Source organism: Gillisella vitis, from assembly GCF_021559775.1.
Lineage (GTDB): Bacteria > Pseudomonadota > Alphaproteobacteria > Rhizobiales > Rhizobiaceae > Allorhizobium > Allorhizobium ampelinum.
Genome location: NZ_CP056047.1, coordinates 198,068 through 210,392, shown reverse-complemented (window position 1 = coordinate 210,392; position 12,325 = coordinate 198,068). Strand labels below are relative to the sequence as shown.

The following is a 12,325-nucleotide window of genomic DNA, read 5'->3' as shown; positions in this document are numbered from 1 at the left end:
CATCCATGGCAGCAGGTTGAGGCAAGTTTCAAAGGGAATAGTATTTGCATGGCTACGAAAAAAACACCCGTAAAAGATGATGATGCCCTGGCGATGCCATTGGGCGATGCCGATCTCGATCAGGCAATCGATGACCTGCGCGGGGTCTTGAAAAGCGACAGCGATGGCGGTCTGCCGGATATCGGCGCCGACTTCGGGGGAACGGATTTCGCAGCCGCTGGCGCCAGCGACTTCGGCGATGCCGCTGGCGGCCTTTCCGACTTCGAAAGCGATTTCGGCGGCGGCGCAGCCACCGGTGCCAGTGATTTCGGCACCAGCGACTTTGGCGGCAGCGATCTCGGCGGTGGCGATTTCGGTGGCGGCGATTTTGGCGGGAGCGACTTGGGTGGCAGCGACTTCGGTGGCGGGGGCAGCTTCGATGCAGCACCGGCCCATCAGGCGCCGGGCAGCGCTCTGGACTCCAATCTCGATCTGATCATGGACATCCCGATCGATGTTCAAATCGTGCTGGGTTCCAGCCGCATGCCGGTTTCGGGCTTGATGAATCTTGAAGAGGGCGCAATCATAGCGTTAGATAAAAAGATCGGTGAACCTGTGGAGATCATGGTTAACGGTCGACGGATTGCCCGCGGAGAGATTACAGTTCTTGAGAATGACGATACGCGATTCGGTGTGAAATTGATCGAAGTTATGAGCACCAAGACGTCCTGACCCCATGAACGGGCCAGAGAGGAAAGACCATGATGGACTTTGACGATTTCGGCGGACCGGTAGCGGGCAAGCCACTGAGCCAGGCCGACAAGGCAGCCGCCGTGTTGTTGGCCATGGGCAAAGGCGTGGCGGGAAAGCTGCTGAAATATTTCACGCAGGCCGAACTGCAGATGATCATCAATTCGGCCCAGACGCTCAGAACCATTCCACCGGACGAACTGGCCGAGCTGGTTGGCGAATTCGAGGACCTGTTCACCGAAGGCGCAGGCCTGATGGACAACGCCAAGGCCATCGAGGAAATCCTCGAGGAAGGCCTGACGCCGGAAGAAGTTGACGGCTTGCTTGGCCGGCGAACAGCCTTCCAGGCGTTCGAGACCTCAATCTGGGACCGTTTGCAGGATGCAGACCCCGATTTCATTGCTCAGTTCCTCTTGCGCGAGCATCCGCAGACGGTTGCCTATATCCTGTCCATGCTGCCCTCCTCCTTCGGCGCCAAGGTGCTGATCAAGTTGCCGGACAGCCGCCGCGCCGACATCATGAACCGTACGGTCAACCTGAAGAATGTCAGCCCGCAGGCCGCTCAGATCATTGAGAACCGTGTGGTGGAACTGATCAGCGAGATCGACGCGGAACGCAATTCGGTGGGCACCGCCAAGGTGGCCGAACTGATGAACGAGTTGGAAAAGCCGCAGGTCGATACCCTGCTGGAATCGCTCGAATCGATCAGCAAGGAATCCGCCACCAAGGTCCGTCCGAAGATCTTCCTGTTCGAGGATCTGCTGGTCATGCCACAGCGCAGCAGGGTCATGTTGCTCAACGATATTTCCGGCGACATTCTCACCATGGCGTTGCGCGGCGCCTCGAACGAGATCCGCGAATGTGTGCTCTCGGCCATCAGCCCGCGCTCGCGCCGCATGATCGAATCGGATCTGCAAGCCGGAACGGTCGGAATCAATCCGCGGGAAATCGCTATCGCCAGACGTGCTGTCGCGCAGGAAGCTATCCGTCTTGCCAATTCCGGCCAGATCCAACTCAAGGAACCGGAAGGCGACAAGGATACGGCTGCCGCCTGACGCTGCACAGGCTGGCATGGAGGCGGCGTGACCATGTTTCATGGCGCAGCCTGCACGCCACTGTTGACAATACCGCGACCAGCGATCCGAATGGACTGAAAGAGTTGAAGGCCGGAATAGAGAGCGTTAAGCTTTCTGCTCCGGCCTTTGCGCGTTTTATAAAACACGCGTTGCTACAGCGCCGGAAACTGGCATGCAGACTCCCATTATAATTCCTTGAGGCATCGCATAAGGTGCTTGACGCTGTAATCAACCGACCGAGGTCCCGACATGGCAGATGATGAGGACCAGGAAAGTAAAACCGAGAGCCCGTCCGAGAAAAAAATGCGGGACGCGGCAGAACAAGGCAATTTGCCGATCTCGCGCGAGGCGCCGTTATTTGCAACGACGCTGGCCTTCTACATCTATTTTGTATTTTTCATGCCACAGGGCGTCTCCACACTTTATCAAACCCTGCGCGACCTGATGGAAAAACCGGATCAGTGGATCATCGGTACCGGAACAGACGTGATTTCCCTGTTCGTGCATCTGGGTTGGTCGATGGCCGCCATGCTTGGTCCGGCCCTGTTACTGTTCATGCTGTTTGGCCTCACCCAGTCCTTTGCCCAGCATTTGCCAAGCTTCGTTCTTGATCGCATTACCCCCAAGATGGAACGGTTATCGCTCATCGGCGGAATAGGGCGGATGTTTTCGGTCATGGGCTTTGTGGAATTCGGCAAGTCGCTGTTTAAGATCATCGTCGTCGCGATCATTATGTTCGTTTCGATGCGCGGCCAGTATTTCGGCACTTTGGATGCAATGCTGTCCGATCCGCAGATCATTTTCGTCAAGCTTTCCGATATCGTCCAGGAAATGCTGATTATCGTGCTATTTGCCACCGGCCTGCTGACGGTGATGGACCTCGGGTGGCAGCGATACAACTGGTATCAGAAACTGCGCATGACCCGGCAGGAAGTGAAGGACGAACACAAGCAATCCCAGGGCGACCCGGTCGTCAAGGCACGCCAACGTTCCGCCCAGCGCGACCAGGCCCGCAGGCGCATGATGAACAACGTGCCGCGCGCCACGATGATCATCACCAATCCCACCCATTTCGCCGTGGCCCTGCGCTATGTGCGCACCGAAATGGAAGCACCGATCGTGCTTGCCAAGGGTCAGGATCTGATTGCATTGAAGATTCGCGAAATCGCCGAGGAAAATAATATCCCGATTTTCGAGGATCCGCCGCTCGCCCGCTCCATGTTTGCGCAAGTCTCGGTGGATAGTGTCATCCCACCGATATTTTACAAGGCCGTCGCTGAGATAGTACAAAGACTATACGCTGCCGACAGCAAGAACAAGAGGCGGTTACGCTAAAGAACATGAAAAAATGCAAATATACGACTGAACGCGAAAAAATAGTTGCACAAGCTATTAGCCCCGTCGCCTCAGAACTACGGTTACTGGATGCGGCGGATCTGATATCGCTGATCCGTCTGGAGTTTTTCGGTAATATTGCTGATCTCGTGTCTTCTGCCGCTGAGCTTTACTTTCATCCCGGCACGGTCAATTTCGGTGCCGCAGGCGAATACAAGCTGGACTGGGGCGAGACGCCTGAAGTGGTTTTGGACCTCGAAATCAAACCGCGCGACATCACCATCTATGCGCAACTGACGTTGAGCCACGACCATGCCGGGTTGGAGATCAACCACATCTCCTTCAAGAACCCATCGGCCGACCCGCATGAAAACACCGCCCTTCTGGCGCAATGCATGAACGAAGCCCGCTTCGTGCCCAATCTCCCGGCACCCAGTTTTGTCATGTAAGGGATTATACCCAGAGTCATCGCTGATGACCCTGGGTATTATATATATCAATATCTAAACCCCTGGGGCCTTGAACAGGCTGTAAGATATTCGAAATTACACAGTTCCGTGCGCCTTATATGGCGCACGGAACTGAGCCAGGCATTATCTCATCCCGGCTCAACGCGCTGTCAGCCCTTGCACCCAAACTTTTCCCGGTTTCCAAAGCTTATCTCCCTCCCAAAACCTGTCTGGGCCAGAAATTGGCAGTCAGAGGCGTCGTCTTCAGGCTTGGCTGCGCATTCAGCGCGGCTCTCGTGCGCCGCTCCAGCTCTCCATCATCCTCGGGCATGAAGATAATGTTATAGCGCTCCGGCCCCATGAATTCCTTGGTGAATTTCAAAGATATGCCGAAGTGGTTGGCCTCGAAGGGTTCAAGCGAGCGCATCCGGTCGAAATCACCGGCAAAATCCGGCCAGCGACTGGCGTTGAGAATGAGATCAAGGGCAGCATCATAACGCTGCCAGATCTGCTGACTGGATTTGACCTCGATGACCTTGATCCGGATCTGGGTGATCTGGCCATCCGGTGTCCCCCGCACCACCATGAAGAATGAGGGGGCGTCACCATCAGGCTTTGTGGCTGGCAGACTGGTTTCAGCGATACAATTGAAAATCCCGGGCGAGAAAGGGTTCTGGACCCAATCGGCAGTCCCCAGTCCCGCCGCCTTGATCTGCTCACAAAGCGTCTTGCCGGAAATACGAAACTTGCGCACCGGCGCTGCAATGTCGAGCAGCGGCGGCATGTCGAAAAATCGGGCGGGTACCATCACCTGCTCGGAGGGCATCTGCGCGGACGCGAGGCGTTTTCCCCGCAACACGATCGGTTCCGGCTCCTCTCGGCTTTGCCAGGGCAGGACATCTTTGACGCTCTCGATCAGTTGATTGAGCCGGCGCTGATCGTCTGCGGTCAACACCGCGATAGCGATGCTGCAACAAAATAACAGGAAAATCACGGCGAACAGCCTCAGCCCTCGCCGCCGCATGCGGTGGGCTTCCAGGCTTCCGTCCGGCCTTTTATGGCCCGAAGGGAGGTCGCGCTGCTGCATCCATAGGTCCGGTCTTCTTCACAATAGGCTTATGCCACAAAATTCCTTGCAAAGAACTATATGTTGACGCGAACGATCACAGGAAGATTTTACTCGCGGAAAACCGGTCCCCCTTTTTCCCTATCAAATTCTAGAATTTGACACTGGCCCTCACCGTGACATTGAAGGGTTCCCCAACCTGGTTGGCGTAATTGGTCGAGCCGATTGATGAGGTATAATAGGTCTTGTCGAAAATATTCTTCAAATTCACCTGAAGCGTCAGTGGCCTCTCGAAATTGAATGTATAGGCGGCAAACAGATCGACGACCGCATAGCCGGGCAGGAAATAACTATTGCTGTTGATGCCCGCCCGCTTACCCACGGCGCGGATGCCACCACCGACCTTCAAGCTGTTGCCATCGCCGCCGATGTCACCGACATCATAGGTCACAGACAGGCTGCCGGTATGGCGGGCGACATTGGGCAATTGCTTGCCGGCATAATCCGGGTCTTCCAGAACCTTGGCATCGGTATAGCCATAGCTGACAATGGCCTGCCAATGGTCGGTCAACTGGCCGGCCACATCGACCTCAAGGCCCTGCGAGCGCACCAGTCCCGCCGTCTTGACCACGCTTTCACCACCAATATTCTCGGAATAGGCGACATTTTTCTTGCGGGCGGAAAACAGTGCGACATTTGCGCTCAAACCCTCCATCAGCTCAAATTTGCTGCCAATCTCGTAGGATGTCCCCTCTTCCGGGTCGAGATTGCCATAATAGCTTGAGATCGACGATTGCGGGCGGAAAGTCCGGGCCGCATTGGCGTAGAGCGATATCTGCGGCGTCAGCTTGTAGACGACACCGCCATTGGGAATGAGCGCATCGCCATTGCTATCAGTATTGGCATTGAAGGGCCGCCCCTTACCCGCATAGAGATCGTAATATTGGTAGCGCAGACCGCCGACCAATATCCATTGCTCGGTCAGGTGCAGGCTGTCCTGCATATAGACCGAGGCCGTCGACAATTGCTCCGTTTGATCGCTATCGGAAGCAGAAACCGTGTTGCATTGCGCCAGATTGCCGTAAACCGGATTGTTGATGTTGAAATTGCTGGAATTGGCGCAACGCAGCATGTCGGTACGCAGCGTATCGCTGTAATCGTAGGAAACGCCAAACAACAAGTCGTTCTGTAAGCCGCCGATCTCGACTTCGCCGGTCAGGTCGGCCCTGACTGCATGATTGTAGCTGGTGGAATATTGCGTGGCATCGGCGCGGCGCGTCACGGCACCGGTTGTGGAATTATAGCCGGTGACGCGGGCCTGATTATCGGAATATTCGTTGCGGCTATAGGCGTAGTTCAGGGACAGTTTCCAGTCGTCACTCAACTGTCGGTCAATCGACACCTTGGCCAGATCCGATGTGCCATCGGTAATGTTATATGTCTCGTCCAGCCGGGTGCGGCGGCTGAGGTCCACTGCATGGCCGGTGTTCAGATCGAAAATCGTGCCGCGGTCGAAGGGCACGCTGTAATCCTCATGCATATAGGAGACGGTAACCTCAGTATCCTCGCCACTCCAACTCAAGGATGGTGCAACCATCCATTTCTTGGTCTCACCGAAATTGCGCCAGTAATCGCTCTTCTGGCCTTCTGCGATGAAACGGTAGGAAAAGTCGGTGCCGGCAATCGGGCCGGTCACATCCAGACCGGAGGTCGAGCCATATTTGCCAGCGCCATATCCGGTTACACTGCTATAGACCTCGCCGGAAAACACGTCCTCCGGCTTCTTGGTGACGACATTGACCATGCCGCCGGGATCGAGAATGCCGTAAAGCGTCGAAGCCGGGCCTTTCAGCACCTCGACCCGGTCCGTCGTGGCGTTGAAGGAAAATGGCAGCGCGGTTTTCATCCCGTCAGTCAGGATAGAACCGTCGCGATTGTCGCCAAAGCCACGGCGGATTACCGCGTCCTGCGTGCCGCCCAATGTATTGGCCTGGGTAATGCCGCTGATATTGGCAAGCGCATCGTCCAGCGAGCGGGCGCCCTGGTCCTTCAATGCCTCACCGCTCACCACATTGACCGCCTGCGGCACATCCAGCAGCGGCGTATCCGTGCGGGTTGCGGTGCTGGTGGACAGGGGCTGATAACCGCGCGTCGATTTTTTGCCCGTCACGGTAATGGTCTGAAGCTCCGTCGTACCAGCCGTATCCCCGGTCTGACCGGACACATCTTCGGCATTGGCTGGCAAAGCGACGGATGCCAGCAACAGCGCCGCTATCATCCGACCACGGCTTTTGCCGTTGTCACGCATCAGTCTGGTGCCACGCATCAGTCCCACCGTTCGCCCCACCGCTTTACCCCCGAAATTTCATTGTCATCCGCTTGTTCTCTGGGCTTTTCTAATTGATGAATGTAGTAGTCAACTTTAAAACCACGTGGTAGCCGGGTAAAAAGGCCGCTAAAGCGGCGTATACACGGAAAACCGGATGGGCAGCCTGCCCTTTGCGGCAGGTATTCAAAGGTTTTGGTGGAGAAATGCCCTATCTGGACAATGAATGCGGGCGACTACTACAGGATCAGGAGCATAGCCAAGGAATGGGCAGGCAAGGCGAACGAACCGGCAAATCACGGCGCATCGACCGTTATGGCGAGCGGCTGAAAAAGCGCCGCGATCAGTTGTCGCCTGGTCTGTTGACCGTCGCCGATTATATCGATGGCCATCGCCATGCGGTGTTGAGCAAATCGGCGCTGGAAATCGCCTTTGAGACCGGCACATCTGACGCAACGGTGATCCGCGCCATTCAGGCACTGGGCTTTCGTGGCCTGATCGATCTGAAGGAAACGCTGAAAGCCTATTTGGGCGAGACCGATTCCCCTATTGAGAAAATGGCCGCCACCACCGATGACATCAGCGGCAATAGCAATGCCGCCGTGGATTTCGTGCTGGAAAACCAGCAGACTGCGCTGGCGGCGCTGGCAAGCCCGGAAAACCGCGCCGCCCTTTCCAAGGCAGCCCTGCTGATGGCCGAGGCCCGCGCTATCGGGGTTTTCGGCATCGGCGCATCCGGCATTATCGCCAGTTACGGCGCAAGGCTGTTTTCGCGCTCCGGCTTTCCCTCCTATGCGCTCAACACCACAGGAATTTCGCTGGCCGAACAATTGCTTGGGCTTGGCACCGGCCATGTGCTGGTCATGCTGCTGCATGGCCGTCCGCATCGCGAAGCCATGACAGTGATTTCCGAGGCCAAACGGCTGGACGTGCCGCTGATCCTGGTGCTGGGGCAGGCGGAAAGCGTGCTGCGCCAGCATGCCAGCGTCAGCCTCGTCGTTCCGCGCGCCAAAAGCGAGCAGGTGGCGCTGCATGCGCCCTCACTGGTGGTGATCGAAACCCTGGCGCTGGCACTCTCCGCTCTCAAACCGGAACGGACGCTGGAAACGCTGAACCGGCTGGTGGAGCTGCGCAGCGCCATTCGCCCCGACAAGCGCGGATAACGACTCGATTATGCTGCATGCAGGCCGGGCGCTTCCTGGCCGGTGCGCTCCACATATTCGGTATAACCGCCGCCATATTGATGGATGCCATCCGGCGTCAGTTCCAGGACGCGGTTAGACAAGGCGGCCAGAAAATGCCGGTCATGGCTGACGAACAGCATGGTGCCTTCATAGGCCGACAGCGCCTTGATCAACATTTCCTTGGTGTCGAGATCCAGATGGTTGGTCGGCTCGTCCAGAACCAGCAGATTTGGTGGGTCGAACAGCATGGCCGCCATCACCAACCGCGCTTTCTCGCCGCCTGACAGCACCCGGCAGCGCTTTTCGACATCGTCGCCGGAAAAGCCGAAGCAACCGGCCAATGCCCGGAGCGGGGCCTGCCCTGCCTTCGGAAAGCTTTCCTCCAGCCATTGCAGCACAGTGCTGTCGCCATCCAGCACATCCATGGCATGCTGGGCGAAATAGCCGAGCTTGACGCTGGCGCCGATGCTGACCGTGCCTTGATCCGGCTCGGTCGTGCCAGCAACCAGCTTCAGCAGCGTCGATTTTCCAGCGCCATTGATACCCATGATGCACCAGCGTTCGCGCCGGCGGACCATGAAATCCAGCCCCTGATAAATCGTCCGGCTGCCATAGGCCTTATGGACATTCTTGATATTGATGACGTCATCGCCGGAGCGCGGCGCGGGCAGGAAGTCGAACGCCACCGTCTGGCGGCGGCGCGGCGGCTCGACCCGGTCGATCTTGTCGAGTTTCTTCACCCGGCTCTGCACCTGGGCCGCATGGGAGGCACGCGCCTTGAACCGCTCGATGAACTTGATTTCCTTGGCCAGCATTGCCTGCTGACGCTCGAATTGCGCCTGCTGCTGCTTCTCGTTCTGGGCGCGCTGGCCCTCGTAAAAGCCATAGTCACCGGAATAGCTGGTCAGCGAACCGCCATCGATCTCAATGATCTTCGTGACGATCCGGTTCATGAACTCGCGGTCATGCGAGGTCATCAGCAGGGCACCATCGTAATTTTTCAGAAAACTTTCCAGCCAGATCAGGCTTTCGAGATCGAGATGGTTGCTCGGCTCGTCGAGCAGCATCACATCGGGCCGCATCAGCAGAATACGGGCCAGCGCCACGCGCATTTTCCAGCCACCCGACAGCTTGCCGACATCGCCATCCATCATCTCCTGGGAAAAGCTCAACCCATCCAGTACCTCGCGCGCGCGGCCTTCCAGAGCGTATCCATCCAGCTCTTCATAGCGCGCCTGCACCTCGCCATAGCGCTCGATGATCGCATCCATCTCATCCATCCGGTCGGGGTCCGACATGGCACCTTCCAGCTCGCGCAATTCTGCCGCCACCGTGCTGACCGGCCCTGCCCCGTCCATGACCTCGGCGACCGCCGAACGCCCGGACATTTCGCCGACATCCTGGTTGAAATAGCCGATGGTCACACCTTTTTCGGTCGCGACCTGGCCTTCGTCGGGCAATTCCTCGCCGGTGATCATCCGAAACAGCGTGGTCTTGCCAGCGCCGTTCGGCCCGACCAGGCCAATCTTCTCCCCCTTGTTCAGGGCGGCGGAGGCCTCGATGAACAACAGGCGATGGCTGTTCTGCTTGGAGATATTTTCAATACGGATCATGTCACAAGGCCTGGAAACGGTGGTTTTCGCGCCTTATGGCACGGCTTGCGCGTCCTGTCGCGCCCATTTCTCCATCAGATGCTTCGGAATGGCCGAGGCATAGCGACCTTACAGGGCCTGGGATTGTCTCAAATCCGTCAAATGCCTGAATTATCGCGTATTTGCCATGTCACTCGCAGGAAAGCCTCCTGCAAAAACCCGATATAACGGCACAGGTAGAACTCATGCTTGACTTTGGAGGGCTGGCGACGAAAAAGCTGGCATTCACTATGCTTCGACGCGACACGCTTTTCCGTGACTGGCGGAAAAGCTAAAGGAGATGGCCCTCGTGCAGTTTGCATCCGCAGCCCGGCATCTATTGTCTTTCCTCGGGTTGAAGACATCAAAGAAAACATTGATCGAGCGTCAAATCGATCATCTCAAGTCATTCGTGAGCTACGAGCCTTCCGGTGGGCGCCCTCCCCTGGACACTCTGGATATGTCCCGGTTGCGCATCACCTGGGTCATTCCGGATTTCATGCCGGGAGCGGGCGGCCATATGACGATTTTCCGGATCGCAAGCTATCTTGAACGCTTCGGTCATGACGTTCGCTTCCTGGTACAGAATCCGAAGGTTCATAAAACCGCCGCAGCCGCTTTGGAAACGATCAACACCCATTTTCAGCCGTTTTCCGGATCCCTCGATCTGTTCAAGGGTGCAACGCCGCAGGCTGAGGGCGATGCCCTGATCGCAACAGACCGCTTTACCTGCTACCCGGTCAACGCCATGCAGGGCTTTACCCGCAAATTCTATTTCGTACAGGATTACGAACCGTCCTTCTATCCGTCGGGGACGGAAGCGCTGCTGACCGAAGCCACCTACCGTTTCGATTTCGATTGCCTGTGTGCCGGTGATTGGCTGCATAAGCGCATGTCGCAGCAATATGGACGATGGGCGATGTCATGGCCGCTTGCCTATGATGCAGGTATCTACAATCTCGGCACCGGCACGAAGGAGCGCCGCAGCAAACGCATTGCCCTTTATGCCCGCTATGTCACACCACGCCGCGCTGTCGAGCTTGCCTTCATGGCCCTCGACATCTTGAGAAAGCGCAATATCGATTTTGAAGTCGATTTCTTTGGCTGGCCCTTGGGCAAACTCAACGTTGATTTTCCCTATCGCGACCTTGGCATTCTGAAAGGTCAGCAACTGGCAGAGCTTTATCGTGAGGCAACGGTTGGCGTGGTATTTTCAGCCACCAATCATTCGCTGGTGAACAAGGAAATGATGGCCTGCGGCCTTCCCGTCATCGATCTCGATCTCGATACCGTCCGCTCGATCTTTCCCGACAATGCCATGGCCTTCGCCGAGCCGACACCTGATGGCATCGCCGATCAGATGGAGCGCCTGCTCAAACAGCCTGAGGAGCGTGAGCGTCTAAGGCAAGGCGGCCTCGATTACGTGAAGGACCTGTCCTGGGAGAAATCAGCACGACTCGTTGAGGCGGCAATCCGGGAACGGGTAACCCATGGTGCGCAGCAGGGAGCGCAATCATGACGAAATACCATTGCGCCGTGGTTATTCCGACCAAGAATGCCATGGCAGTCCTGCCGAAGGTGATGGAAAAGGTGCTTCGCCAGCAAACACCCTGGCCCTATGAGATCATCGTTATCGATTCAGGCTCTCGCGATGGTACGAAAGACTATCTGCGGAGCCTGGAGCGGGTAAACCTGATCGAAATCGATCCGCGTGACTTCGGCCATGGCAAGACCCGCAATCTCGGCATTCAGACCGCAGATGCGCAGTTCGTGGCCTTTCTCACCCATGACGCGGAGCCTGTCGATGAGCATTGGCTGGCGCGCATGGTCGCGGCAGCAGAACAGGATACCCGGATCGCCGGTGTGTTCGGCCGCCATATCGCCTACGATACCGCGTCACCTTTTACCAAAAGCGATCTCGACCAACATTTCCGAGGCTTCCTGCATCATCCGCTGATCGTTCATAAGGACCTTGATCCGGCCCGCTATCAGGCCGATGAAGGCTGGCGGCAATTGCTGCATTTTTACTCTGACAATAATTCCCTGATGCGCAAGTCCGTATGGGACCGCTTTCCCTACCCCGATGTGGAGTTTGCCGAGGATCAATTATGGGCGAAAAGCATTATCGAGGCTGGCTTTTGGAAAGCCTATGCGCCGGATGCGGTGGTCTATCATTCCCATGACTACAGTTTCATCGAGCAGCTTCGCCGGGCTTTCGACGAATCCCGCAACTTCACCCGGTATTTTGGCTATCGGCTCTCACCGAACCTGGGCCAGGCTCTGGCCGGGATGGGCAAGTTTACTGTCCAGGCTTTTCGCCAGAAGATCGATCCGGCTTATGGAGCAATTACCTTTAGGGACAGGTTGAAACGGGCCACGCAGCGCATCGCCCTGGTCGCCGGGCATTGTCTTGGCGCCAATCACGAAAAACTGCCTGGTTTTCTAACGGATCGCCTGTCCCTTGATAACAGGCTGTTCAAGTCCTAAATCGTCCTGAAACGCAAATGTGACATTCCAATTTCTCTCACG

The 12,325-nt window shown here is 56.8% G+C and carries 10 protein-coding genes; 7 read left to right on the top strand and 3 right to left on the bottom strand.

Annotated features, from left to right (window positions below):
• Nucleotides 1-48 precede the first annotated feature (48 nt).
• The 4 genes from fliN to AVCG78_RS00950 all read left to right on the top strand — a co-directional run bounded on the left by fliN (nucleotide 49) and on the right by AVCG78_RS00950 (nucleotide 3,589).
• On the top strand, nucleotides 49-711 hold the full coding sequence (gene fliN, locus AVCG78_RS00965; RefSeq protein ID WP_071202742.1) for a flagellar motor switch protein FliN: 663 nt from the start codon (nucleotides 49-51) through the stop codon (nucleotides 709-711).
• A gap of 29 nt (nucleotides 712-740) precedes the next feature.
• A complete protein-coding gene (gene fliG, locus AVCG78_RS00960; protein ID WP_015914937.1) occupies nucleotides 741-1,784 on the top strand; it encodes a flagellar motor switch protein FliG in 1,044 nt (347 codons plus the stop codon).
• 270 nt (nucleotides 1,785-2,054) lie between these two features.
• Nucleotides 2,055-3,140, top strand: a complete 1,086-nt coding sequence (gene flhB, locus AVCG78_RS00955) for a flagellar biosynthesis protein FlhB (protein WP_015914936.1) — start codon at nucleotides 2,055-2,057, stop codon at nucleotides 3,138-3,140.
• A 5-nt stretch (nucleotides 3,141-3,145) separates the two neighbouring features.
• Nucleotides 3,146-3,589: a hypothetical protein gene (locus tag AVCG78_RS00950; protein WP_015914935.1), complete on the top strand. Its 444-nt coding sequence runs from the start codon at nucleotides 3,146-3,148 to the stop codon at nucleotides 3,587-3,589.
• Nucleotides 3,590-3,797: 208 nt separating this feature from the next.
• Here the strand turns inward: AVCG78_RS00950 and AVCG78_RS00945 are convergent, their stop codons facing one another.
• Nucleotides 3,798-4,676, bottom strand: coding sequence for a DUF6030 family protein (locus AVCG78_RS00945; protein ID WP_071202740.1), 879 nt, complete (start codon nucleotides 4,674-4,676; stop codon nucleotides 3,798-3,800).
• A 130-nt stretch (nucleotides 4,677-4,806) separates the two neighbouring features.
• A complete protein-coding gene (locus AVCG78_RS00940; protein WP_081363306.1) occupies nucleotides 4,807-6,981 on the bottom strand; it encodes a TonB-dependent siderophore receptor in 2,175 nt (724 codons plus the stop codon).
• 266 nt (nucleotides 6,982-7,247) lie between these two features.
• On the opposite strand from AVCG78_RS00940, the gene AVCG78_RS00935 reads away from it, so the two are divergent.
• Nucleotides 7,248-8,144, top strand: a complete 897-nt coding sequence (locus AVCG78_RS00935) for a MurR/RpiR family transcriptional regulator (RefSeq protein WP_071202738.1) — start codon at nucleotides 7,248-7,250, stop codon at nucleotides 8,142-8,144.
• An 8-nt stretch (nucleotides 8,145-8,152) separates the two neighbouring features.
• Here AVCG78_RS00935 and AVCG78_RS00930 read toward each other — a convergent pair whose 3' ends face one another.
• A complete protein-coding gene (locus AVCG78_RS00930) occupies nucleotides 8,153-9,778 on the bottom strand; it encodes an ABC-F family ATP-binding cassette domain-containing protein (protein WP_015914931.1) in 1,626 nt (541 codons plus the stop codon).
• Between the two features lie 328 nt (nucleotides 9,779-10,106).
• On the opposite strand from AVCG78_RS00930, the gene AVCG78_RS00925 reads away from it, so the two are divergent.
• Together AVCG78_RS00925 and AVCG78_RS00920 are read left to right on the top strand one after the other, a co-directional pair.
• The gene (locus tag AVCG78_RS00925) at nucleotides 10,107-11,315 is read left to right on the top strand and encodes a glycosyltransferase family 4 protein (RefSeq protein ID WP_174089631.1); all 1,209 of its coding nucleotides are present in this window, start codon (nucleotides 10,107-10,109) and stop codon (nucleotides 11,313-11,315) included.
• On the top strand, nucleotides 11,312-12,283 hold the full coding sequence (locus AVCG78_RS00920) for a glycosyltransferase family 2 protein (RefSeq protein WP_071202733.1): 972 nt from the start codon (nucleotides 11,312-11,314) through the stop codon (nucleotides 12,281-12,283). The genes AVCG78_RS00925 and AVCG78_RS00920 overlap by 4 nt, the downstream gene beginning before the upstream one ends.
• Nucleotides 12,284-12,325 lie beyond the last annotated feature (42 nt).